Here is a 26044-nt window from a genome sequence, read left to right on the forward strand (position 1 = left end):
ATGAGCAGTCAGAGTATTCTAACTCATTTTATGTGCAAGTCAAGATTTTTAGGTAACAGAAAATTTTGATGTAACCTCAAAAAAATTGAAATGACATCGAAAGTTATTTCTCTGTGAACTCTGTGTTCTCTGTGGCTATAAATTAAACTTTCTTTTTCAGCAGAAACACCGCGAATAATATTACTGTCGCCCCGATGCCTGCCGGGTAACTTATTTTAGCCGCTAATCCGAACCCTTCCGGCGCAATCAAAATATAAGTAACACTTACAGCCGTCATAAACGCCGCCGGTATAACGGTAATCCAGTAGAATCGATTGTTCTTTCGCAGATACACCGCCGTTGCCCATAGTATCACCATAGCCAGCGTTTGATTTGCCCATGCGAAGTACCGCCAGATAATATCGAACTTTATAAACGTAAGGCCAAATCCCGCGATGAACAGCGGCGCAGCGATGAGCAGTCTTTTAGTAATCGGCTTTTGATTTATTTTGAACGCATCAGAAATTGTAAGTCTTGCGCTGCGAAAAGCTGTATCGCCGGTGGTAATCGGACATGCGATAACGCCGAGCATTGCCAGCACTCCGCCGAAACCGCCGAGCAGGCTGACGGATATCTTATGCACAGCGCCGCCGGCAGCGTTGGCGGCAAGTTCTTTGCCGAGTTCCGTTGTTGAGCCGAAAAATGCCATACCCGCTGCGGCCCATATCAGTGCGATGAGTCCCTCGGCTATCATTGCTCCGTAGAAAGCTCTTCTGCCGTATTTTTCGTTCGTCAGGCAGCGAGCCATCATTGGCGATTGTGTCGCGTGGAATCCGCTGATTGCTCCTCACGCTACGGTGATGAACATCAGCGGCCAGATTGGCAGTGCCTTGGGATGCATATTTGTAAATTGCAGTTCGGGAATTTTATAGCCTTCGACAATTATTCCGCCGGCGATGCCCGCCGCCATTACTACCAAAGCGATTCCGAACAGCGGATATAGTCTGCCGATGATTTTGTCTATCGGGAAAATCGTCGCGATGAAATAATATATAACTATGCAAATTGCCCAAAATGTAGCGTTAAGAGATTCCGGCGTAAGAACGGCAAGAAGTTTTGCCGGCCCGCTGATAAAAACCGCTCCGACCAGAATCAGCAGCATTACTATGAAAACCAGCATAATATTTTTTACGTATTTGCCCAGATATATTCCGATGATTTCAGAAACACTTGTGCCGTTGTGCCGCAGCGACATCATACCGGAAATATAATCGTGAACTGCTCCGGCGAAGATACAGCCGAATACTATCCACAGAAAAACCACCGGCCCCCATAACGCGCCTGCCAACGCTCCGAAAATGGGGCCCAGACCTGCGATGTTAAGCAACTGTATCAGGAATATTTTTGACCAGTGCATCGGCACGAAATCCACGCCGTCCGGCTGTGTTGCTGCCGGAGTTGGGCGTTCCGGCTGGATACAGAATACTTTTTCGACGAACCTGCCGTATATCCAGTAACCGGCGAACAACATTACCACTGAAACAAAAAACGTTATCATTAAACTGACTCCAAAGCAAAGTAGTTATGAAACCGTAATTCTATCAAATAGAATGAGTGTGGCAATTGAAAAACAATTAATTATAGATGGACGACAATTTTGTCATGAAATTGGAGAAGATATTGAGTGGGATATTGAAACATAAAAAGGGCTAAAAAGGACAAAGCAGAAAATGTTGGAAAGCGAAAAATTAATATGATATTCCCAGATTTCCAGAAAAAGCTCTCTTGGAAAAGAGCTGCTTTTGTGCCATTCTTGCTGACGACATACATGCTGTACTAATTTTTGGAAATCAGAAATCAGTAGATACCTTACTAATTTTGGCATTGATAGGCAGATTTTCTAATTTTATATCATAGCAAGTCGAAAGAGAAATCAAAGTTACTAATTCTCATTTCCTTTTTTAATTATATTTTTGATTGAATTTTTAAATAAGCTTATTACAGTTCCAACCCCAAGCATTAAAAACCCGACAATAACCTGCCGCCAATAGCCTATGCCTTTTGCGTACATATATAATCTAAACAAAAACGGCATCAGTAAAATTGGAATAATCAAACTGTCCTTGGTTCTTATCCATACGCCAAAAATAATTAATCCTGTTGCTATTAGTGTTCCCGGAAATCTCCATTGAAAAGATTCAGGAAGATAGTCGAATAAAAATATGGCAAAGAAAATAGTTCCAATAATTCGGATAGCTTTGTTTAAGCTTTGTCCAAACAGGATGTAAAGAATCATAGAGCCGAAACCAAACATCCCAACCAGCGTTCCCTCTTTTGTTAAACCATTTTCTTTCACAAGTTCCGCAAAACACTTGAATTGGGGCAGTAAAAAACAAAGTGAGATAATACCCGCAATACAAAAATATTGGTTCCAAACAAAAATACCGTATGCAAATGAAATTATGCTGCAGGTCGCGAAAAACGCGCGGATATTTAAATCATACGGATGTTCAGGAGAGAAACCGGCCGTTAAAACAACTCCCAAACCGTATATAACAGTTAAAATGATTAAACCTTTCCAGCGATGATATTTTGCCAAGGCAGCGATAGCTATGCCGGATAAAGCTAATATGACAGGCGGATAGCTGAATAGTGATGCATTAATATGGCCGGATGCAAGTATTGATTTGTTGTTAATAGCCAGCATTGTCACCAATAAAGGCACACACAAACTGACAATAGATAAAATATCAAATCGTTTACCGTTATGATGAAAAATCTCGAATAAAAGTATGCTGCTGATTGCTATTACAGGAATAAAATCTCCAAACACATATTTTATTGCAAAACTATACCCAATTGCATATTGATGAATACCGGTCATAGCCAGGAGTATTAACGCAAAGATATAAGCCATTGTGGGTTTCTGCAAGAAAGCTTTTTTGTCTTCTTCCATTTTTTTTCGAGCTGCTTCAATAATCACAAAAACTGCACCAATCAGGATTAAAACATTTAGATTCAGCCAATATCCTCTGCACAGTTCTCTTTGCGAAGCATGTTCGGAAATTATATTTGCCATAAAAACCGGGCCAAGATAATTAAATATCATAATTATAAGAAGCCCCGCAAATGTCATGATTCCAATTTGAATCTTAACAAGTCTTTTAATACAGAAAAATTTTATAAAAGCTAATACAACGCCAATTATACCTGCATAGAAACCGGCTTTAATAGCGGTATCTGCAACCGAACCTAAAGCAATGCTGGTACCGACAAGAAACATCGCTATCAGGATGACCAGAGATACGGCATCATCGACTGCCTTTTTGTAAACAATCAAAATTAAAACGCCCAAAAGAGCAATCTCATAAAAATGAAGAGTAAAAAGACAGGGCAGTGCTTCACGCAAAGAATTGCTTGCTGATAATATAGGCCCCATCACTTTGACTATGCCATATGCTACGAATACAGCGCTCAAACAATAAAATACGCTTGCCCCGGCCACATTGAGAAAATTCTTCCATGCCATCGTGTCAATGATATTACCTGATAATACTGAATTTGTCTGATTTGGATTTGGAATAGGCGGCGGAATAGGCCGGCCGTAACTGTCTTTCTTTGTTTCATCCATATTTATATCTCCGTTAAATTTTACTCTCCGAGCCCATCGGGCGGTAGATTTTTGCTTGCCCACGCTAATGACAAATTTCCCGCAGTTCCAAACGTACTGCTGGAAAATCTTGTTTTTGGCGATTGTTCATGTGCTGAAACTGAATTTACATGGCCATCTATAAATACCACATTACTTGAACCAGAATTTAAATCACGAGCATCATGGTAAGTTGCGAAACAATCTCTGGCTTCAGATGTGGAACTTATATAAAGCATTGTATCATCCAATGCTTTGGTACTTAAAGGTTTTTTCAGCCATTCAGCCTTATACTTTGGATTGTTCGGGCTTAATGTCCAGGAGTTTTCTTCTGCAAAAAAGAACACCTTGGCCGGATTCCTGACTTCATTTGATTTTTGTACGCTGCCGTTTTGCTTTCCGCCTAAGTATGCATTCATTGTATAGCTGTATTGCGGTTCGACAGGTATGTTTTCATTATGGTTTGGATTCTCGCATCCTCTGAAACGCGCAATGTTGATAAAAACGGGACAACCCCTTGTATATTTTTCATCAAAATATTTCACCATTTTCCCGTAATATTCTTGTTTTCCCTCCATAGTTTCGCTTTGGAGTGACATTTGTCCATCGTGCCATCGGCATCCGATTGGATGCGATTCATTAACTGAAAGACCGCTGTAAAGCCATTCATTAGGCTCTGGGAAATAATCATCATTATCGTTAAGAAAAGCCTGCCCGGCCGTACTATATGAGTGCAAACAATGCTGACAAACAATAACTACTGCTCTTGACCTCGACTTGCTAAGTGATGGCATTAATAAACTAAACAGCAGAAAAATTATAAAAAGTAAAAATAATAATTCCCAAATGGTGAAAGCTCTTCTCGAATTGATAACTTTATTTTCCATCCCACGAATTATATCTTTTTGAATATTTTATTCAACTCTTACTTTTTTGCGCAAAAAAAAATCCGCGGTTAAGCGGATTTTTGTAAGTGTTAATTTAATCCTGTCCCGGCATATACATCGTTCTTGCCTGACCGACAAGATAGAAACTTCCGGTAATGCAAATCAAATCTTCTTTGCCGATTGCGCTTGATGCGACTCGTATCGCCTCTTTGAGACTAAACGCCGTCTGGCACATCTTGCCGCAAATCTCGGTGTACATATCCGCAAGCTCCTGCGGGTAAACAGCCTTTGGCGAATTGCTGCGTGTGAAAATTACTTTGTCAGCGCCATACTGAAGCTGTTCGAGCATACCGCGAACATCTTTATCCTGTCCGCAGCCGAAAATCACGACCATCGAATCATACGGCACGTGCTGACCGATTGCCTGAACGAGTGCGCGAATACTCGACGCGTTATGTGCGCCGTCAATCAGAATACGCGGGTCGTTGTGGACGGTTTCCATTCGGCCCAGCATTTTTATGTCTTTCAAACCTGCAATTGCTTTCGCATCGTCAATTTTATAGCCGCCGGCTTTGAGCGAGTCGAGCATAGCGATCGCAAGACCGCAATTCATCGCCTGATGTTCGCCGGGCAGCGGAACTCGTAAATGTTCAAATTTACATGTCGGAGTTGTCAGGCAAATTCGTGTGTGCGGGCCGTACTCGCGCGACGATTCGAATCGATACGAAAAATCGATATCTTTGCCGGTAACAAGAAGCGGCGCCTTAACAGCGTTTGCCTGTTTCTTTATCTCTTTCATCGCAAGCGGTTCCTGCGGCACAGTTATAACTGGTATGCCTTTTTTAATAATGCCCGCTTTTTCTTTGGCGATACTGTCGAGCGTTTTGCCCAGCAGATTCATATGATCCATACTGATATTTGTTATGCCGACAACAGCCGGCTCAATAACGTTTGTGCTGTCTAATCTTCCGCCAAGACCAGTTTCGATTACCGCAATGTCAACTTTCTTATCGACGAAGTACATAAACGCCATCGCAGTCAAAATCTCGAAGAACGTTGGCGCATCAGTTTTTGCCAGCTTCTCAACCGGAGCATATACTCTGTTAATCAGACCGGTCAATTCGGAATCTGTAATTCTTTTGCCGTCAATTTCGATTCGCTCATGCAGATTGACAACGTGCGGCGAAGTGTACAGGCCGACTGAATATTCGTTTGCCTGAAGCATTCTGGCCAGCATTGTCGCCGTCGAGCCCTTGCCCTTAGTTCCGGCGATGTGTGCGCAGGCCAATTTCTTTTGCGGATTGGCCAGCAGTCCCAGCAGTTTTTCCATTCTTTCAAGGCTGAAAGTCGTTACATTATAGCGAAGGCGGCTTTGTTTCTCATAGTCAGTTCGGGTAAACAGGTATTCTAATGCCTGTTTAAATGTGCGAAACTGCTTAGGAGATTTCACCGGCTGAACTTTGCCAGATTTCTCCGCTGCCTTCTTACTTGTGCTTGTGTGTACAGTCATAGCTCCTCAATATATAGATTTTATCATCCAAAGTCAATTTATAACGATTAGTTTTCTTTTGTGCAAAAGACACTTTATAATTCCACATTTTTAAGTCTTTATCATACATATATTTACACTAAATGGTTAAGCAAAAAGAAATGCGGTTTTTTGTGCGGATTTAAGGATTAGATAAGTCCATTTTACAGCTTAACTGTTACTAAAATCACAGAAAACCGGTGCTTTTCACGTCAAATTATAACAATACTTCACCCTATAAATCTTTTATTTTTTAGGGGGAAAGGAGAATTATATCCTGATATACGTAAAAAACCGCGACCTGTTCGCCTATTTTCGGACGTTTTTTGCAGTAGCCGGTAGTCATTAGGTAGTAGATAAGGTATTAAGAGTTGAAATGTTTAGAATAGGTGATAAGATTTGTTTTCATAGATTGGAGTTTTATTATTAACGACGTTAAAAAAATCACGGATATGATAAAGCAGTTTCGCGACGAGCGCGACTGGATGCAGTTTCATGACCCCAAGAATATGAGCATCTCTATCGTTCTCGAAGCGTCCGAACTGCTCGAACATTTCCAATGGAAAACCAAAGAAGAAGCCCAACAATATGTCAAAGAACATAAAGAGGAAATTCAGGACGAAATCGCCGATGTCGCGATGTACCTTTTTGAACTGGCAGATAATCTGGGCATCGATTTGCTCGACGCGATGAAAAATAAAATGGAAAAAAATATAAAAAAATATCCGGTTGAAAAGGCAAAAGGAAAACATACGAAATATAATAAACTTTAACCGCGGATTATACGGATTTTCACGGATTTTTTTATGTGATATATAAAATTTGGAGGCGGACAATTGAAGGGACATTCGGAAGGGGTAGGCAAGTGGCTGCGGATTGCTCATTGTCAGGGTGTGGGGCCGGTGATTTTCGGGCGACTGCTCGAAAAGTTCGGCAGGCCGGAGGAAATTCTTAACGCATCAATGGCCGCTCTTTCGCAAGTCGAAGGAATCGGCAGCAAAACAGCAGAAAAAATATTCAGCTCACGAAACGACTTCGACGTCGAAAAAGAAATCGCACTGGCCGACAAATTCGGCGCGTGCATTATCGATATTACAGATGCCCGCTACCCGGCCGCGCTGAAAAGAATTTATGACCCGCCGCCGGTGCTTTACGTCAAAGGCGATTTTGTGCCGAGCGATTCGCTTGCGGTCGCGATTGTCGGCTCTCGGCATTGCAGCAATTACGGAACGGAACAGGCTTCGCGGTTCGCACATCTGCTTGCGGCCGCGGGGTTCACTGTCGTTTCCGGTATGGCACGCGGCATTGACTCGGCTGCGCACAGCGGAGCGTTGAGCGCAAAGGGCAGAACTATCGCGGTGCAGGGCTGCGGACTTTCTAATATTTTCCCGCCTGAAAATAAAACGCTATTCGAGAAAATTTGCCAAAGCGGCGCGTGCATTAGTGAACTGCCGATGGGATATGAACCGCTGGCGGAAAATTTTCCGCCTCGCAATAGAATTATCGCAGGGCTTTCGCTTGCGACGATTGTTGTCGAAGCTATGCCGCGCTCGGGTGCGCTTCTGACGGCCAAAGCTGCGCTGGAAAATAATCGCGAAGTTATGGCAATCCCCGGCAGAATCGATTCGCCTTTGTCAAAAGGGCCGCACGGCCTGATTAAGCAGGGCGCGAAATTAGTCGAGTCGGTCGATGATGTGATTGAGACGCTGGAGTTTCTGCAAATTGATTTTCAGCAACATGTCAAAAACACAAGCGCAAAAGCAGTTGAAAAAGTGCAAAAGGAATTGTTCGACACATCGAAATTAAATCTTACAGAAACAGAACGGAAAATTTTGGATTCGTTAGACGGCGAACCGGTTCATATCGAAGAAATAATAAGCAAGACCCAATTCGCAGCCGGCAAAGTCAGCGCGACATTAGTTTCTATGAGATTGAAAGGTTTGGTAAAACAGTTTCCGGGAAACTATTATGCGAAGAGATGATGTTACACAAAAATGAAATTATCTTATTATGCCAAAAGAAAAACCTATACAACCTGAAATTACAAAAAGAAATCATTATGTACCCCAATGGTATCAAAGAAGATTTATTGAAAATGGTACACAATATTGGTGTTTAGATAAAAATTTAACAAATACAGAAAGCAAGCCCTATCATAATTTACCTAAATATTTTTTTCAGCAAAAACATCTCTATACGATTGATTTATTTGGTCAAAAAAGTGATATTGTAGAGAAAAAGTTATTCGGTGATATTGATATTAGAGGTTCCAAATCTATAGATAAAATAGCAATAAAGGAAGGTTGGGAAACAATCGATGGGCATCAAAGTTGGCTAGATTTTATGGATTTTATGAATGCACAAAAACTCCGCACGCCAAAAGGTTTAGATTGGACAAAAAAATATATGGTGGCTTGTGGATATAATCTTGAATCTTTAAATAACAATATTGTACTACATACAATGCAGACAATACGGCATCTTTATTGTTCTATGTGGACGGAAGCGATTTGGGAGATCGTATCTGCAGATGATAGTAAGACAAAGTTTATAATTAGCGATAATCCAGTAACATTTTATAACCACAGCATTAAACCTGATTCAGATAAATGGAGGTATCCTGATGAGCCATCTTTGGAAATGATAGGAACACAAACAATTTATCCTTTATCGTTAAATTATTGCTTAATTCTAACCCATAGGCAATTAGCTCTCAATCATCAGGCTGATCCATTGCAAAACAGAATTAATGCTAGATACTATGATGATGTTAATAACAAAGCTATTTTTAATTTTTTAGATATAATTCATGAACGAAGCTTAATAGAAAATGATATTTGTATAATTAATTATGTCCTAAAACAACAAGCAAAAAGTTATATTGCAGGAGCAAAGAAAGAATGGCTTTATCCTGAAAAATATATAAACAATAGTAATTGGCATGAATTTTATAAAATTTTTTTACCACCCCAAAATAAGGTTCATATATCAACTGGTATTTTTATGGGGCACATAGATGGATCGATTGAAGGGTTTGATCCTTATGGCAAAAGAATAACAGACAGTAAAAAAATTGACGAAATGAAGAATAGTATTAACTTTATCAAAAAATATACAAGGAAAGAAAATTTCAGTGATTATCTTACTAAATTACTTGATCAATATAACACTCCTAACATACAAGAGCAAAATCTACTTTTAGTAGAAGGTATTGTTGATATCTTTAAAATGAAAGATAATAAGTTTGAAGATTTCAAAAATAATTTTAATGCTGAAAATGTAAGAACGTTTTATTTGCTGATTGATGATTTATGGCCAGCCGGAGTAGACACTATTAAGCCAATCTCAAGTGAGCAAGAATTCAGTTTATTCTATTTGGGAGAATTAGATTATCAAATTATTTTTTCAAAACTGCTAAATTTAAGTTTATATTTTGATAAATTTTATATATGTAATCCATTCCCACATCCTTGTTGCACGAAAGAATCATATAATCCTATACTGAATTCTGAACATTATATCGTCAGTACTTATAATTTTATCCTTACTATAATTACATTGTTACCTTGGATTGATACTGGTCAATTACAAATATTACCAAATCCTTTTGCATTAGATTTTAGTTTTCGAGAAATAGCAATGGCCAATGCTAAAAAGAAAAAACAATATAATATACAAGGAGACCAAGAATTTTTTTGCAGACAAATGATGTTACAACTTGAGAATATTTTGTTTATAACTCCTGACGAAATTTTAGAACGAACAATCAAAAATTTAATTCCAAATATACCGCAAAATATTATTTTTGAAATAGCACAAGACACTAGAGAGAAAAAAAAGAAAAATACATTGTTAGTTGGAAAAACAATTGAGAAACTTGGTGAGCAGTATCTATTATATAAAACAAATGAAATGGTAGAAATCATGTTTTACATGGCAAAATTGACAAACGCCATACCTTATACTTATCTAAATTTTCAGAAAAATGAATTAGATAGTTTAAATGATCTGCAAAATAATTCATTACAATTCAAAATTAATACGTTCAACTGCGATGATGGTTATCTTGTCAGGTCGTTTAAGGATGTGGGAATTTTAGAAAAGGTTCGTTTGGTTCTAAGGAAATTTAAAAACGAACCCTTTAATCAGGATACACATAAAGAATTGGAAAAAGCTATTTTTGAATCACAAAGTGATTGGGAAACTATTAACGTTGCTATGCATAAGTACAAAAATGCAAAATATTCTATATCGCAGGAAAACATTGAATTTAATTTAGGAAACTACGATTTACCAATAATTCACCAGCATCTTAAAAAAACTTTTGACAAAAATGAAATATCTTCAGTTCATACTTATCTTTTCAGTGGTACTGCATCAGATAAAACAGAATAAGAGATTCAGAAATAAGAAGCGAACTAAGTATTTTAAATTACTATCACAAATATAATAGTCTTCACTTAATTTAGATGATACTGAATATTCAAACTTAAAATTTACTTTGTTCCATGATAATTTTCATTTTAATCGAAGGCTTTTGCGGTCGCGGATTTGGGATTTCAGAAAATGAGATTACCGCGTGGTTGTGCACCTCGCAAAGACGCGTGGCCGCTGCGGCCACGGCTAAACAAATGAACCCTGCCAAAGTCCCCGCAATGGGGATTGAAATGTTGACAGGGCTTAAACAACGTGGATTACCTCACAAGGGATTTTTAACCGCCTGCGCGGAAATGACACATCGCCGTACCGGCGATGGCTAAACACGGATATATCTTCTAAAATTTTTCATAAATTTGAATTCCAATTGGGCGTTTGCATATCTTTCGGTTTTGTATTTTCGCAAATCTTCGTTCAATAAAATACTCCTGAACGGTTCATTTTTAAAGCAGGGGAAATTCAGCGGGGCGTATTCCTCATCGCCGGCCTGCAAAACAAATTTGTCACGAGCCAAAGCAACCAATGCTCTATTGGCAGGATTGTCAGGCAATTGAAAGCAAATTTCCTTTCGGCCTTTAGGTAAAAATTTTCCGGCACAAAAAAGGTTTTTGCCCTGATGTCTGATAAAGACGCCGAAAAAGCCAGTGCCGTTGTCGCATTTTCTGTTGAGATTGTTTTGTCTCTTTGTAACAAATCTCAAATTACATCTGCGATTGTCTAAAGGGTTGCGGTTTATGTGGTCAACAATCTGGCCTTTTTTTGCGTTCATCACAAATCGCGCAAGCGGAATATGACGCGCAGGTTTTTTACTGCAAATGACGACCGGCCAGCCATCAGCGGCAATACGCACGGATGCAATATCACTATTGTATTTTTTGTTTGGCGGGTCGCGGCGAATGTTGAATATTTGGCGGTAAATATCCGGGTCGATTTTGATAATGTGATTCTGCATCTTGAGCAGAACATAATCGATTTTTTTGCGTGGAATGGGCATAGAGATTGAAGAATTAAAATTGAAGATTTAAAGAAATGGTTAACTTGCCCCCTCTAATTTTACCTTCCCTTGCGCAGGGTCGTCACTTCGTTTTGACGAGGCAGTAAAATTCTTAAAATTCGGGGGTTTTCAACGTGATTTTGAATGTTTAGCGTCCCCTCTGTTTTTTCTGTTCGAGGTGGAAAAAACCTTAAGAATCGGGGATTACAAGATTAAAAAATACAAATTTCTTAATCTTGTAATATTATACCATATTTTTTTAAAAAATCAAGAAAAGAATTAAATTTTAACGTCCAACATCGAACATTGAACGTTCAACATTGAATTAATTTTTTTCCAATCGAGTTTTTTGCTTAAGCCGAATGCTTTTGCGGTTGCGGATTTTATTCCATATTCGAGTGCGCGTTTTGCGCAATCAATTCTTGGGCAAAAACAACTTATAAAACCTGCAAGTAAATAATCGCCGCAGGCGACGGTGTTACATACATCATATTTTTTGCCAACATATTTGGCGGAGAGAATATATTCATTGGAAATTAACATTGCGCCTTTATCGCCGCGAGAAACGAGGATGAATTTTACTTTCGGCAATATTTTTTTTGCAGCGGCGATAATATTTTCTTCTTCTTTTTGGTTCGACAAGCTCACCACAGGTCTGCCGATGAGTTCACTCAATTCCTCTACGTTGGGCTTAATTAAAAACAAGCCGCCTTTTGCGACAATCTTCTTCATCGCATCGCCGGATGAATCGACGACAACGTTCGCACCTTTCTTTTTTGCCAGTTCAACCAATTCAATTGCATCGTTCGGCATTGCGCCTGCGAAAATACAAAAACTATGCTTAACGATAATTTTCTGCAAATCACGTTTGAGCATTTTCATTGATTTTGCATTTGCCAATGTGCTTTTGCTGCGCAAGTGAAGCTGACGTTTATTTTTTGTGTCAACGATTGTAATGTTTTCGCGGGTTCGGCCGGGGGCCCCTGTAAATTTTATGTTTATATTTTTGAGTTTTTTTAAAGCCTCCTGCATTTGGACGAAATCATCATCGCCCCATAATCCGGCGGCGATTGACTGCTCTCCGAGCCACGCGAGAGCTTTATTAATGTTCAATGCTTTGCCGGCGGGGGAAAGTTTCTGTTCGGAGACGATTTTGTGTTCGTTCCAGTTTATGCCGGCGATTTCGATAGTCTTGTCCCACGCAGGGCTAAGACCAAGAGTAATAATCTTTTTTATTTTCACCACAGAGACACCGAGAAAATAGAGATAAAGAATTATACGCGGATGGTTTTAGAATGGGAAGTTTTAATTTTGCCGTCATCGGCGATTTTGTGGGTTGCGATTTTGATTTTCTGTGTTGTTTCTTCTACTTCGGCTTCGAGTTTTGTAGCGGTACTGCCCATTGCGCGAAGTTTATTATATCTTGCATCGAGAAGCGAATCGACGTCCATCCTCTTAAGCTCTCGCAATGTCTTTATAATGTACTGCTCGACATTATAAACCGCGTCGTGGGTGTTTCTGTGCGCGCCGCCGAGCGGTTCGGCAATAATTGAATCCGCAATACCCAGCCGCTGGAGTTCTCTGCTTGTGAGTTTGAGCGCCTCGGCCGCTTCCTGTGCTTTTGTGCCGTCACGCCAGAGAATCGCAGCGCAGCCTTCCGGCGAAATAACGGAATAATATGCGTATTCGAGGATTGCCATTCTATCGCCGACGCAGATACCCAGCGCGCCGCCGGAGCCGCCTTCGCCGATAACGACGCAGATAATCGGAACACGCAGGCGGGACATTTCCATCAGGTTGACTGCGATGGCTTGTGCCTGGCCGCGTTCTTCTGCGCCAATGCCGGGATATGCACCGGGTGTGTCGATGAATGTAACGACGGGAATATTATATTTTTCCGCGAATTTCATTTTCGCAAGCGCTTTGCGATAGCCTTCCGGGTTCGGACAGCCGAAATTGCATTTGATTTTCTCTTTTACATCACGGCCTTTATTTTGGCCAATGACCATAACATTTTCTCTGCCGATGCGTCCCAAGCCGCAGACCATCGCGGGGTCATCGCCGAAACATCTGTCGCCGTGGAGCTGGCGGAAATCCTTGACCATCAAATTAAGATAGTCGCCAAGCAGCGGTCTTTTTGGATGGCGGGCGACCTGCACCGTCTGCCATGCGGAAAGATTCGAATATATATTTTTGAACTCGGTAACCTGCTGCTGCTGAAGTTTACGAATCTCGGCTGAATAGTCTATGCCCTTGACGGACGCGAGCCTTGTAAGCTCGGCCATCTGGCTGTCTATGTCAGCTATCGTATTTTCAAACGCTAAATAATCGCCGTTTTTCTTATTTTTTGAGTTTGCCATAAGTATAAAGATTAAGCATTTATTGAATTGAAGTTTAGCATAATAGCAATTTTGGGCTTAAAATGAAAGAAAAAATTTGACAGATATCACTTTTGAGGGTACTTTCTACGCACCTGGCAAGGATGGTTAATTAATCATAAACTTATGAATATAAAAGATTTACGACAAGTTACGGTAATAGGACTCGGGCTTTTGGGTTCCTCGATAACGCTGGCTGTAAAGGGCGGAAATTTTGGGATTAAAGCCGCCGGTTTCAGTCATAGGGAATCCACACGAAAAAGGGCCAGAAAACTCGAAGTAGCGGATATTGTATATAGCGATATCCTTGAAAGTGTTGCTGACGCCGATGTCGTAATTCTCGCCACGCCGATTTGTACCTTTGAGGAAATCTTCAAAACCATTAGGCCTGCTTTGAAAAAGGGCTGCATAGTTACTGATGTCGGGTCGACAAAAGTTTTGCCGCACAAATGGGCGAAGAAAACTTTGCCTGCTTGTGTAAATTATGTAGGTTCACATCCGATAGCAGGTTCCGAGCAGCGTGGTGTTGAGTTTGGACGCGATGACCTGTTTTACGGCGCGGCGTGCATTTTGACGGAAGACGCATCGACGGATAAATCTGCGGCCGCGGTATTGAAAAAATTCTGGTCGCTTCTGGGCTGTCGGGTTTATACAATGGCCGCGGCCAAACACGATAAGATTTTGAGTAATGTAAGTCATCTGCCGCACGCGACGGCGGCTGCTTTGCTGAACGCTTCGGATTCTGAGCAGCTCAAACATTGCGGCAAAGGTTTTATCGATACATCCAGAGTTGCATCCGGGCCGGCGAATGTCTGGTCGGATATTTTTATTACCAACGCGGAAAATATTGAAAAAGGTATCGAAAAATTAATTAAAGAACTTGTGAAAATAAAAAAAGCGGTTAAACATAAGAAAAAAATTGAAAAACTGCTCGAACAAGCCCGGCAAAAACGGGCTAAACTTATAGAATACAAAGTTTCAAAGAAAGAGATATTGTAGCTTACCGCGTGGGCTGAAGCCCACCCTACATATTTAAAACAGGATTTAGCATAAATGGCACAATTTCGTTTTGAAGTTTTTAACAAGGCTGACAGTGTAGACCTCGGCGGCAGAAATGTTTTTGCGGATGTTAAAGAACTCGGCATCGATACGGTACTCGATGTTCTGTCGGCAAGAGTGTTTTTAATCGAAGGCGATTTCGAGGAAGCGTTCGCAAAACGCATCGGCGGCGAATTACTCGCAGACCCTGTTTGCGAAGAATTTTATATCGGAAAATCCGTTCCGCCGGCAGGTCTTGCCAAAGCCACCATCGTTGAAATACATCTCAAGAGCGGCGTTACAGACCCGGTTGCCGAGTCTGTGATGACGGCTATCGATGATATGGGACAAAAATGTCAGCATGTTCGCACGGCGAGAAAATATGTTCTGCTGGGAGAAATAACTGACAAGCAGCTCAAGAAAATTGTTCGCAGGCTCTCGAATGACTGTATCGAAGTTGTTGTTATAGGTTCTGACGCCGAGCCGCCAAGCCCGCATCTTGCGTCATATCAGTTTAATCTTAAAACTCTCGAATTGTTGAGTCTCGATGAGCAGCAGCTTGTTGAGTTGAGCAAGAAAATGGATTTGTTCCTCAACGCAGTTGAAATGCAAACCATTCAGGATTATTTCAAATCGGTCGGCAGAAATCCAACTGATATTGAACTTGAAGCGATTGCTCAAACGTGGAGCGAGCATTGCGTTCACAAGACACTCAAGAGCAGTGTTGATTTTGAATTTGACGGCAAGCAAACTCATTTTGATAATCTTATTAAAGAGACGGTTTTTGGCGCAACGCAAAAACTTAATAAAGACTGGTGCATCAGCGTTTTCAAAGATAACGCAGGTGTGATTGAATTCGACGAGAAAGACGCGATTTGCTTCAAAGTTGAAACACACAATCACCCGTCAGCACTCGACCCTTATGGCGGGGCGGCGACTGGTATCGGCGGCGTTATTCGAGATCCGATGGGAACCGGTCTTGGCTCAAAGCCGATTGCAAATACTGATATTTTCTGTTTCGCAGAGCCGGACAAGAGTTTCGATGAGATTCCGCGCGGCGTTCTGCATCCAAAACGAATCGCAAAAGGCGTTGTCGCAGGCGTTCGCGATTATGGCAACAGAATGGGAATACCGACTGTCAACGGCGCGATATTTTTCGACGACCGTTATCTCGGCAATCCTTTGGTGTTCTGCGGCAATGTCGGAATTATGCCGAGGGATAAATGCTTTGGCAAAACGTCGACCGGCGAATTTATTGTGGTTGTCGGCGGCAAGACAGGAAGAGACGGCATTCACGGCGCGACGTTCTCCAGCGGCGCGATGACGCACGAACACGAAACGGTATTTTCACACGCTGTTCAAATCGGAAACGCAATTACCGAAAAGAAAACGCTCGACACATTATTGCAGGCACGCGAACTCGGCTTGTACACCGCGATTACAGATTGCGGAGCGGGCGGATTGAGCAGTGCGGTCGGCGAAATGGGCGCGGAACTCGGCGCTGATGTTGAACTTTCAAAAGTACCGTTGAAATACGCGGGGCTTTCTTATACTGAAATATGGATCAGCGAAGCACAGGAACGAATGGTTATCTCGGTAAAGCCGGAGAACCTTGAAAAGATTAGCGCAATATTCGCAGGTGAAAACGTTGAGGCTACAATCATCGGCACATTCACCGACAACAAAAAACTGACGCTGAAATATAATGGCACGCAGGTCGGGCAAATCGATATGGATTTTCTGCACGATGGTCTGCCGAAATATTCACGCAAGGCGAAATGGATGACAAAGGTATTTTCAGAGCCGGCGATTGCGGCGAAAGAAAACTACAATAACGACCTTGTGAAAATTCTTTCCACATATAATGTGGCGAGCAAGGAATGGGTCATTCGTCAATACGACCACGAAGTGCAGGGCGGTTCGGTTGTTAAGCCGCTGGGCGGAATTACTAATGATGGGCCGAATGACGCGGCGGTTGTTCAGCCGAAGTTCGACAGCGACAAGGGCATCGCAATCGGATGCGGTATGAATCCTTTATACGGCGATATCGACCCGTACTGGATGGCGATGGCTGGAATTGATGAGGCGATTCGAAACGTTGTTTGCGTCGGCGCTCGGCCGGACAGAATCGCGATACTCGATAATTTCTGCTGGGCAGACTGTAAGAAAGAAGAAACGCTGGGGTCGCTTGTTCGCGCGGCACAGGCCTGTTACGATGGCGCGGTCGCGTTCGGCACGCCTTTCATTTCCGGCAAAGATTCGCTGAATAATAATTTCATCTGCGATGACGGAACTGAAATTGCAATCCCTGCGACGCTGCTTATCAGCGCGATGGGAATTGTTGACGATGTGAAAAAATGCGTAACGGCAGATTTGAAGGCCGCGGGCAATATGATTTTTGTTGTCGGTCTTACACGCAACGAACTTGGCGGCTCACATTATTACAAAACTAAAAAGCAAGTCGGAGCGAATGTTCCGAAAGTCGATTTACGAACGGCGAAATTAACCGCTGAAAAAATTTACAAGGCGATTGACGCAGGACTCGTCGCGAGCTGCCATGATTGCAGCGAAGGCGGCCTTGCGGTTGCGCTTGCGGAAATGGCGTTCTCCGGCGGATTAGGCGTTATGGCTGATTTGAAAGGCCTGCCGAAGACGGATGATTGTGCGAATCTTGCGGCGCAGCTTTTCAGCGAATCGTGTTCGAGATATGTTGTCGAAGTTACGCCGGGAAAATTCAACGATTTCGCGAAGATGATGCTCGGCGTTCCGTTCGGACAAATCGGCAGAGTAATCGAAGTTAAACATTTAATTATTAAAGACAGTACCGGCAAAAATATTATTGATGCGGAGATTGATAGTTTGAAAGATGCCTGGCTGAAACCTTTGAAATGGTAATGAATATATGACTGATGTTAGAGCGATAGTTTTACGAGCGGCAGGAATTAATTGTGATGTTGAGACGCAGCACGCGCTGGAACTTTCAGGCGCGACGGCTGAACGAATTCACGTAAACAGAATTATCGAGAGTCCGGAACTTCTTGAGCAATTCCAGATTATGGTGATTCCGGGCGGATTCAGCTACGGCGATGATGTCGCGGCGGGCAAGATTCTTGCCAATCAGATTGTTCACCATCTTTCCGACAGGCTCAACAGTTTTATCGAAGCGGGCAAACTTGTGCTCGGCATCTGCAACGGTTTTCAGGTTCTTGTAAAGACCGGCATTCTCGGCAAAGTTGACGCAGACGCAAGACAGCAGATAACGATTGCGAATAATGATTGCGGCAAATTCGAGGACAGATGGGTTTATCTTGAGCCATCGAGCAAGAAATGTATTTTCATAGAGCAGGGCAGGAGAATTTATCTGCCGATAGCGCACGGCGAAGGCAAAGTTCTTTTCGAAAGCAACAATGTGTTCGAGAAAGTCAAAGCTGATGACAGAATTGCGTTCAGGTATGTAGATGAGAACGGGAATTTCGGAGATTTTCCAATTAATCCGAACGGCTCGACTGATGCGATTGCTGCGCTTTGCGATTCAACCGGCAGAGTGATGGGTCTTATGCCGCATCCGGAAAGATTCGTGCGAAACACACAGCATCCACACTGGACGAGACTTGCTGATAAAACACGCGCTGACGGCAGGACGATTTTTGATAATGCTGTTAAATATGTGAAACAAAACTTGTAAGTGAATAGTGAAAAACGAAAAGTGAAAAGTGTGGAATTTTCTTTTTTAAATGAAAACGTCGATACTTAAAGAGAAGTCTTATAAATATGCAATCAGAATTGTCAAATTGTCTCAATATCTGCAATCCGAGAAAAAAGATTTTATATTAAGCAAGCAAATCCTGCGAAGCGGTACTTCAATAGGCGCATTAGTTAGAGAGGCAGAGTTCCGGCAAAGTAAAGCTGATTTTACGAATAAAATGAGTATAGCTTTAAAAGAAGCAAATGAAACGGATTATTGGCTGTTATTGTTGCATGATACAAAATACATCAACACAAAATTATTTGACAGTTTAGAACAAGATTGCAAAGAAATCATAGCATGTTAGTTTCCACAGTCAAAACAAGCAAAAAATAATATCACTTTTCACTGTTCACTTTATCTGATGATTCCCATTCTTTCGGCTCCATCCTCTTGTAAAGTTTTGTTCTATAAATCTTCCATAAGTCAATTAAGGTGTCTGACACCTTTTAAATGCTTTTCAAATAAAGACTTACATTGGCATATTTTATAAAAATGTTCCTGACACCTTTTATGCTTGAAATGCTTAAAATTTATGGTATTATAAATTTTATGGGAAGAGCTTTAAGAATATTGCCGGGAGGTTACGCATACCATATTTTTAATAGGGCTAATGCGCGTGTGCCAATCTTTACCAATGAACAGGATTATCTACTGTTTGAGAATACATTATTCCAAGCCTGTATCAAATTTGATATGCGATTGTGTACATATTGCATAATGCCGAATCATTGGCATCTTGTGTTGTGGCCGCAAAAGGATAATGAAATTTCGTCTTTTATGCGTTGGCTTACATTATCGCATACACAACGGTGGCATTCGACTCATAAAACAACAGGTTCCGGTCATCTTTATCAAGGACGTTTTAAATCATTTCCCGTTCAGGAAGATTCACATTTTCTTACGCTTTGTAGATACGTCGAACGCAATCCTTTAAATGCTGCCATGGTCGAAAAGGCGGAACAGTGGAGATGGTCTGCGATGTGGCACAGAATGAATAAAATCAAACATAATAATATTCCACTTTCACAATGGCCGGTCGAAATGCCTAATGATTGGCAAATGTTAGTTAATCAAGTTTTACATGAAAAAGAAATTGCAGAGATCCGAAGATCAATCGAAAAGAACAGGCCGTTTGGCGAAGTTGAATGGATGATGAAAACATCGTCTTCACTTGGTTTGAACTCTACTTTAAAGGGACGCGGAAGACCTCTGAAAACAAAAGGCAACCTCTAAAAATTCATTTCTGCTGCGACTGCCAGCAATTTCCACCGCCATTGTTATTAAGCCAAAATACCTCAATAAGTTTCCTATGTAATAGTATTATATAACATTAAAAGGTGTCTGACACCTTTTAATACCTTTATTTATAAAGGTTTATAGTGGTGTTTATAATAAAATTGTACCTGACACCTTTTTGGATAGATTGACAAAACCTTTTATAGTGAATAGTGAATGCCGAAGGCATTCCTTTGGGAAAACAATTGCTTCCTGTATTATTACTTAAGGTTTCTTTGCCAATAAATTATATCATCACTATCGTCCTTGCTGTCTTTACCGACAGCATACAAAGTGGCTTGCTTCCCGTCATTGCTATAAATTATTTTGCCATCGGAATCCGGGTTGTTCGGCAGTTGAGTTGTAAAACCGGCCTGACTAAGTTTTGAAATATCTTCCGGATAACAGCCTTTGATTAATTTGTATTCCTCAAGGTCAAGCATGAAATAACCTGCCGAAAGTGTTGTATTTGCATTTTGAAAAACTTTGTAAACTGCAGCAGTTACTTTATCAGTGCTATTATTATTAAAAATTTTTTCCCTGTGTATTATAAATGAATTAAAAATCGAAAATTCACTTTTGTTTTCTGTGCGTGTTCTGGTTTGCTCAAACACAGTTTGATAATGCTTTTGGGCGTATTTTTCGAGACCTGAAATTGAACCAATCTCTCTAAAGTCCGGATTAAGTGGTGTTACCATTGGCATATTAGAGCCAAATGCCTCAACATAACTCGCACATGTCATAAATATTTCACCAGTAGGGTTTGGTGGCGGCAGTTCGGCAGGAAAGAATTCTTTAAGCAGTTGTCTGGCTTTTTGCAACTCCTGGCTTGTATAATTATCATGCTTTGCAAGCAGCCTGATGTTAAGTTTGATAGTGAAATATCCTAAAAGCTGCTCCTTGAAAGTTTTTCCATGAATAAAATGTCTGGAAGTCTTCAGTTGGGTTTGAAGTAAATTGAGCCAGTTCACGTCAAATACTCCTGCAATCTGGCCTGCTGTTATATTTCTACAAAAATTTATAAGCGGATAAACTATTTCACCTGGAGTAATTTTCGGGTCGTTCTGGTCTGTAATTTCAAGAAAAGATATGTTTTTATAGGTCGCATTGCAATAGCTAATGGATGATGCTTTTTTAAAGTTCTCCCATGCAGAGGTGTTTTCGTAAAACCATTTTTGTAAATTTTCTCTCTGGGTATCATTAAAATCGAATTGGTTGTATTTGAAATTTTCTATTATGCTGTTTTGAAAATTATCTTCCAGCTTTGTACAGGTTACAGCGGCTTCAATATAATAAGGCTAAGCATTTTCAGATTGATTAGGCTCAGCACCCATAGAATTAAACGCGGCGGTGTAGTCTTTTCTGAAAAAATCATAATCTATGCAACAGTAAGAAGTATAAAATAGGGGCAAACTAAATACCATTAAATAGGCAGTGAATGGAAATACAATCTTTGTGCCTCTTGCACTTCTTATTTCTAAATAACAGACAAATGAAAGTATTAAAGGGGAAACAATTCCGACTACGATGATGAGAAAAATGTTTATGTTTTTGCTAATTACTGCAATTAATAATGGTAATATACAGCCTATATATCCTATCAGGGCAGCAATGCCGGCAATGATATGCAACTTTACTGCATGGTGTCGAAGTTCGCGAATTTGGTCTTTATCGTTAATATTTTCAGGTTTATTGTAAGTGTCTTTTAATAAAATAAATGCCTTTAATTTAGTAATCCAAAATATCACTAAACATATTATTAGCAAAATGCCTAACATAAACGCTCCTCTGATTTATTTATCTGATTCCCATTCTTTCGGCTTCGTCTTCGAGGCCGTATTTTTTCATCTTCTTATAAAGCGTTGTTCTGTTAATCTTCAGCGCAAGAGCAGTTAATTGTCTGTTCCAGTTATTTGCCTCAAGCGCGGCTCGCAAAATTTTTCGCTCCGGCTCGGCAATCGCCGACTTCAAACTCGTACTGTCAAAATCATCCGCAGAGTTCAACGGTGCATAAGCCGTAACATTGAAAGGTAAATCATCGAACGTGATATAATCCGTCTTACTCAAAAGCACCGCACGCTCTATCACATTCTCCAGTTCGCGAACGTTGCCAGGCCAGTCATATCTCTGCAATACACTCATCGCTTCATTATCAATGCCTAACTTCATACGGTTGTGCGCAATGCAGAAATTCTTCATAAACTGCTGCGCGAGCAGCGGAATATCGGCGGGACGTTCGTTAAGCGACGGCAGATTAATCGTTATCACATTCAAGCGATAATACAAATCTTCCCTGAATCGACCTGCACGGACTTCATTCATCATATTCTGGTTCGAGGCGACAATCACTCTGGTATCCACGGTAGTCGTTTTGTTGCTGCCGACAGGTTCAAATTGTCTGTCCTGAATCACGCGCAGAAATTTTACCTGCAGCGCAGCGGATGCTGTTGAAATTTCATCGAGGAAAATAGTCCCGCCGTCGGCGGCGAGGAATTTGCCCTGCTTGTCGCTGATTGCGCCGGTGAATGAGCCTTTGACGTGGCCGAATAATTCACTTTCGAGCAGCGTTTCCGGCAGCGCACCGCAGTTCACTTCGACAAACGGCTTGTCTCTTCTGTCTGAACGGTAATGAATTGCTCTTGCGAGCATTGTTTTACCTGTTCCGCTTGAGCCGGTCATAAGAATCGTTGACCTGCTGTCGGCGACCGCTTCAATAAGGTCGAAGATTTTCGCCATTTTGTAGTCCTGGCTGACAATATTTTCCAGACTATATTTATGTACAAGCTGGCTCTTTAGATTCGCGTTTTCACTAATAAGTGACTGCTGCTTGAGCGATCTTTCGATTGTCAGCCGCAGTTCGTCATCGACAACCGGTTTTGTCAGATAATCGTAAGCTCCCTGCTTGATTGCCTCTACTGCGCTTTCAATTGTGCCGTAACCTGTAATAATGATGACAACTGTTTGCGGATAGTTTTGTCTTATCAGATTGAGCAGCTCGAAGCCGTTGCCGTCCGGCAGGTTCACGTCAGTGATGACCAGATGGAAACGCTGTCTTTGCAGTCGGCTCAATGCCTGTCTGTAAGAGTCTGCGCCGACAACGCCGTAGCCTTCGAGTTTCAAAAACTCGCAAAGCGAATCAAGAATGATTTTGTCATCATCTACAACTAAAATGTTTACAGGAACCATAAATACCTTCCAAATATCATATATCAAATATCAAAATGCAAAAATCAAAATTCTTGAACCGGCCGTTGGCCGAGCTATTTAATTTTGAATTTTACAATGTCATCCCCACCTTCGTGAGGACAAGCTTTTATATTTGATTTTGTGCCTTTACAAACTATCTTATTCGCGCTATCGTACTATTTATTAACTGGTAGATACACTGTAAAGATACTTCCTGAATCCGAAGCGTTTTGGGCGGTGATTTTCCCGCCGTGCTTTTCGATAATGTCTCTGCAAATCGCAAGGCCCAAGCCCGTTCCCTTGCGGCCTGTTTTTGTGGAAAAGAACGGCTCGAAAATCGCTTCGCATACCGCAGGGTCGATTCCCTTGCCTGTGTCGCGGAATTTTATCGCCGCGATGTTATCGTCTGAAACATCGCATGTAATAATAATTTTTCCGCCGTCGTGCATCGCTTCAATCGCGTTCTTAATCAGATTGCAGAATACCTGGAACAAATTGCCGCATTTTGCCTTTGGAAGCGGAGTTGTGTATTGTCGTTGAATTTCGACAGATGCGGTGTTTGCCATAGGCTCATTGTACTTAATTGCCTCTTCGATGATTTTATCTATAGTTGTGTCTTCGAGAGATGAGTGTCTGTTTCTGGAGAATTCCAGAAGTTCGGTGATAATGCCAATCATTCTTTTCAGGCCGTCGCCGGCATTGTCGAGATATTCGACTGGTTTGGTAAGGCCGTGTTCATTAACGATTCGCTTGGCAAGGTTGATATACCTTAATACGCCATCCATCGGGTTGTTCAATTCGTGTGCGACTTTGCTGGCGAGTTTGCCAAGCGCGGCAAGGCGTTCGGTTTGGGCGTACTGCTTTTGAAGCGTGGCTTTTTCGGTAACGTTTTCAAGCAGGATAATGCCGCCTGTAATAACGCCGTCATCCTTCATCGCGGAGCAGATTATTTGCAAAAGAGCGGATTTGTCTTCGTAAAGATAGCTTACATTGTCGAATCGGCGGGATTTGCCTGTGTTTAAGACTCCGGTGAGTATTGCATGCCAATTGCCCCAGATGTTTTCATTTGTGCCGGCGGCCAGAGTGGCGTCAGCTTTCATCTGGATATTAATGCAGTCATACGCGCATCGGTTTGCGTTTTGGATTTTTAAGGTTTTGTCAAAAACGACAACGCCAATCGGCAGCGATTGCAAAACCAAAGAATCGCCGTTAATCTTAACATCTTTAACAAAAATATCTTGTGCTACATCTTCGAGCATAGTTGATGTGTATTATAGAACCATCTGGCGAGATTTGTCAACCAGTATGTTGCAAAAAAACAACAAAACTTAAGTTTTTAAGGTATAAAGTATAAAGTTGATAATTTTTTAACGCATTAAACAACGGTTTTGTTGACCTTTGTAAACAGGGTTTCCCAATTTTACAACTTCCCTGGTTTAATCAGGATATTAGTGAGGTTGTAACTTTATATTTTACAATAGGTTATGTTGTTGTAATGTGGATGGACTCTAAATATGAAAAAGTGGTACATTATTTGCGAGTCCGATAACGGTAACGTTAGGGATAGTGTGTTTATCTTTTTTTCATAGCATGGAGGTAAAGGAAAGGAAAAACTAATGGGAGGAGTATTGGAAGAAAGACGGAAATATAGGCGTTTGGATATACGAACGGATGTTCTGTGTAAAAAAATCGATTCCGGGTGCGGCCACAGTTTTAAGGCGAATAGTATAAACATCAGCACAGAGGGACTGCTCGCGGAAATAGCGAATCATCATTTAATGGAAATAAATGATGGTGAACTTTTCGGTTTGGAAATGGATGTTCCCGTCGAAGACAATACGGATTTGTTAGGCGGAAAGTTGTGGGCATACGGCAAAGTCGTTCGCATTGTTGAACAGCAACCTCAAACCAGCAAGAAACGAATCGCTTTTCAGTTTTGTACCCGCCCAATGTTTGAAATATAGAATCAGGCGTTTCCTGAAAATTTAAATTTTATATTTTAAATTTACATTTCTGATATTACTATCAAGCCTTATGAAAATACTGAAATACATACCGATTCTGATATTCATGTTGATTTTGGCCGGCTGCAACGAGCAAAAGAAAGTGGATCACTGGCAAAATGTCAGCATAAACGATTTGATGCCGAAAGGCGGACCGGCACGTACTAAAGACACTATCATCGGTTTATCTGTTTTTGTCTTTGAGGCAGACAGCGGCAGGTATTTAGCTGTTCAGTCTGCTATGGCGGGCACAAGTGAATTGCAGGTTGATGCTTCCGGCAATATAAATCTGGCGGAAAATGGAATGATATGCGGAAACGGGGACCTGCAGAACTGGCCTGGAATAGCCAAAAGTCTGGCAGACGCCAATGCTGTGATTGTCAAGCGTGTAACTTTGTTTATGACTGAAAACGTTAGTGAGCAGATTGAACTGGCCGGCTTTCCGCAAGGCGCATCTGTATGTTATCAGACAGATAACAAAACAACGGCGGCGGTCGGATTGCCGGAAGGAAGCGTTTTACTCGATATAAACGCTAAATCCCTCATAGGCCTTAAACAGGTCTGTCAGCTTGAAATCAAACCGATTTATAAGACCATAAGGAAAAAAGTCGAGGAAAAGCGAATACCCGCCTGGGAATACTTGTTTGATTCTATCGGCTGCAAGTCGCCTGTTCGGCCGGGTCAATTCATTTTTCTGTCACCGCAAATTGACGACATCAAGACATCTGAACAGAAAGCTATTGCGAACGTTGGAAGGTTGATTTTCACAGATAAACAGAAAGAAAACAGAGTAAAATTCTGTTTAATCGTTTGTGGTCTTATAAAGGATTGATTTTTCCGCATCCGTCACCCGCAGGCATTCAAGTGAGGAATTAACAGAATAACCGTTAGTAATTTCATCGCATTTTCACACTCTGCGAAGCAGTTTTTCAACACAGCATC

General features: G+C 41.3%; 22 protein-coding genes. 10 read left to right on the forward strand and 12 right to left on the reverse strand.

Translation table 11 applies throughout. The annotated features are described in order from the left end of the window. Nucleotides 1-142: 142 nt before the first annotated feature. The 5 genes from LLF92_00555 to LLF92_00575 form a co-directional block, all read right to left on the reverse strand. Entirely contained in the window at nucleotides 143-790 is a 648-nt protein-coding gene (locus LLF92_00555) for a hypothetical protein (protein ID MCE5339602.1), read from the reverse strand. A 36-nt stretch (nucleotides 791-826) separates the two neighbouring features. Next, nucleotides 827-1537: a hypothetical protein gene (locus LLF92_00560; protein ID MCE5339603.1), complete on the reverse strand. Its 711-nt coding sequence runs from the start codon at nucleotides 1535-1537 to the stop codon at nucleotides 827-829. Between the two features lie 384 nt (nucleotides 1538-1921). Then, nucleotides 1922-3610 carry a hypothetical protein gene (locus LLF92_00565; protein MCE5339604.1) on the reverse strand — a complete coding sequence of 563 codons (1689 nt, stop codon included), beginning with the start codon at nucleotides 3608-3610 and terminating at the stop codon, nucleotides 1922-1924. Nucleotides 3611-3630: 20 nt separating this feature from the next. Then, complete coding sequence (locus tag LLF92_00570) at nucleotides 3631-4515, reverse strand: hypothetical protein (protein ID MCE5339605.1); 885 nt, start codon at nucleotides 4513-4515, stop codon at nucleotides 3631-3633. 94 nt (nucleotides 4516-4609) lie between these two features. Then, nucleotides 4610-6025 (reverse strand): bifunctional folylpolyglutamate synthase/dihydrofolate synthase, encoded by a 1416-nt coding sequence (locus LLF92_00575; GenBank protein ID MCE5339606.1) that lies wholly within the window; start codon nucleotides 6023-6025, stop codon nucleotides 4610-4612. 407 nt (nucleotides 6026-6432) lie between these two features. Between LLF92_00575 and LLF92_00580 the strand changes: the two genes are divergently transcribed. The 3 genes from LLF92_00580 (at nucleotide 6433) to LLF92_00590 (ending at nucleotide 10438) form a co-directional block, all read left to right on the forward strand. Next, nucleotides 6433-6816 (forward strand): nucleotide pyrophosphohydrolase, encoded by a 384-nt coding sequence (locus tag LLF92_00580; GenBank protein ID MCE5339607.1) that lies wholly within the window; start codon nucleotides 6433-6435, stop codon nucleotides 6814-6816. 63 nt (nucleotides 6817-6879) lie between these two features. After that, complete coding sequence (dprA, locus tag LLF92_00585) at nucleotides 6880-8025, forward strand: DNA-processing protein DprA (protein MCE5339608.1); 1146 nt, start codon at nucleotides 6880-6882, stop codon at nucleotides 8023-8025. A 28-nt stretch (nucleotides 8026-8053) separates the two neighbouring features. Beyond that, nucleotides 8054-10438, forward strand: coding sequence for a DUF4238 domain-containing protein (locus tag LLF92_00590; GenBank protein MCE5339609.1), 2385 nt, complete (start codon nucleotides 8054-8056; stop codon nucleotides 10436-10438). Nucleotides 10439-10799: 361 nt separating this feature from the next. Here LLF92_00590 and LLF92_00595 read toward each other — a convergent pair whose 3' ends face one another. The 3 genes from LLF92_00595 to LLF92_00605 form a co-directional block, all read right to left on the reverse strand. Then, nucleotides 10800-11474, reverse strand: a complete 675-nt coding sequence (locus tag LLF92_00595) for an HNH endonuclease (GenBank protein ID MCE5339610.1) — start codon at nucleotides 11472-11474, stop codon at nucleotides 10800-10802. Nucleotides 11475-11753: 279 nt separating this feature from the next. Then, the gene (locus LLF92_00600; protein ID MCE5339611.1) at nucleotides 11754-12719 is read right to left on the reverse strand and encodes a PfkB family carbohydrate kinase; all 966 of its coding nucleotides are present in this window, start codon (nucleotides 12717-12719) and stop codon (nucleotides 11754-11756) included. Nucleotides 12720-12748: 29 nt separating this feature from the next. Then, nucleotides 12749-13834 (reverse strand): acetyl-CoA carboxylase carboxyltransferase subunit alpha, encoded by a 1086-nt coding sequence (locus LLF92_00605; GenBank protein MCE5339612.1) that lies wholly within the window; start codon nucleotides 13832-13834, stop codon nucleotides 12749-12751. Between the two features lie 144 nt (nucleotides 13835-13978). Between LLF92_00605 and LLF92_00610 the strand changes: the two genes are divergently transcribed. From LLF92_00610 to LLF92_00630, 5 genes are all read left to right on the forward strand, one after another. Next, nucleotides 13979-14851: a prephenate dehydrogenase/arogenate dehydrogenase family protein gene (locus LLF92_00610; protein MCE5339613.1), complete on the forward strand. Its 873-nt coding sequence runs from the start codon at nucleotides 13979-13981 to the stop codon at nucleotides 14849-14851. Nucleotides 14852-14905: 54 nt separating this feature from the next. Next, nucleotides 14906-17785, forward strand: coding sequence for a phosphoribosylformylglycinamidine synthase subunit PurL (gene purL, locus LLF92_00615; protein ID MCE5339614.1), 2880 nt, complete (start codon nucleotides 14906-14908; stop codon nucleotides 17783-17785). A 7-nt stretch (nucleotides 17786-17792) separates the two neighbouring features. Further along, nucleotides 17793-18575, forward strand: a complete 783-nt coding sequence (purQ, locus tag LLF92_00620; protein ID MCE5339615.1) for a phosphoribosylformylglycinamidine synthase I — start codon at nucleotides 17793-17795, stop codon at nucleotides 18573-18575. A gap of 49 nt (nucleotides 18576-18624) precedes the next feature. Beyond that, a complete protein-coding gene (locus LLF92_00625) occupies nucleotides 18625-18942 on the forward strand; it encodes a four helix bundle protein (GenBank protein ID MCE5339616.1) in 318 nt (105 codons plus the stop codon). A gap of 245 nt (nucleotides 18943-19187) precedes the next feature. Next, the gene (locus tag LLF92_00630) at nucleotides 19188-19871 is read left to right on the forward strand and encodes a transposase (protein MCE5339617.1); all 684 of its coding nucleotides are present in this window, start codon (nucleotides 19188-19190) and stop codon (nucleotides 19869-19871) included. Between the two features lie 263 nt (nucleotides 19872-20134). Here the strand turns inward: LLF92_00630 and LLF92_00635 are convergent, their stop codons facing one another. The 4 genes from LLF92_00635 to LLF92_00650 all read right to left on the reverse strand — a co-directional run bounded on the left by LLF92_00635 (nucleotide 20135) and on the right by LLF92_00650 (nucleotide 24358). Continuing rightward, nucleotides 20135-20884, reverse strand: coding sequence for a hypothetical protein (locus tag LLF92_00635; GenBank protein ID MCE5339618.1), 750 nt, complete (start codon nucleotides 20882-20884; stop codon nucleotides 20135-20137). Nucleotides 20885-21211: 327 nt separating this feature from the next. Then, nucleotides 21212-21691 carry a hypothetical protein gene (locus LLF92_00640; protein ID MCE5339619.1) on the reverse strand — a complete coding sequence of 160 codons (480 nt, stop codon included), beginning with the start codon at nucleotides 21689-21691 and terminating at the stop codon, nucleotides 21212-21214. A 19-nt stretch (nucleotides 21692-21710) separates the two neighbouring features. Next, complete coding sequence (locus tag LLF92_00645; protein MCE5339620.1) at nucleotides 21711-23099, reverse strand: sigma-54 dependent transcriptional regulator; 1389 nt, start codon at nucleotides 23097-23099, stop codon at nucleotides 21711-21713. Nucleotides 23100-23275: 176 nt separating this feature from the next. Further along, on the reverse strand, nucleotides 23276-24358 hold the full coding sequence (locus LLF92_00650) for a GHKL domain-containing protein (protein ID MCE5339621.1): 1083 nt from the start codon (nucleotides 24356-24358) through the stop codon (nucleotides 23276-23278). Between the two features lie 357 nt (nucleotides 24359-24715). Between LLF92_00650 and LLF92_00655 the strand changes: the two genes are divergently transcribed. Together LLF92_00655 and LLF92_00660 are read left to right on the forward strand one after the other, a co-directional pair. Further along, a complete protein-coding gene (locus tag LLF92_00655) occupies nucleotides 24716-25063 on the forward strand; it encodes a PilZ domain-containing protein (GenBank protein ID MCE5339622.1) in 348 nt (115 codons plus the stop codon). Nucleotides 25064-25133: 70 nt separating this feature from the next. Beyond that, a complete protein-coding gene (locus LLF92_00660) occupies nucleotides 25134-25934 on the forward strand; it encodes a hypothetical protein (protein MCE5339623.1) in 801 nt (266 codons plus the stop codon). The last annotated feature ends 110 nt before the right edge of the window (nucleotides 25935-26044 follow it).

This window comes from Planctomycetaceae bacterium (genome assembly GCA_021371795.1).
GTDB lineage: Bacteria > Planctomycetota > Phycisphaerae > Sedimentisphaerales > UBA12454 > UBA12454.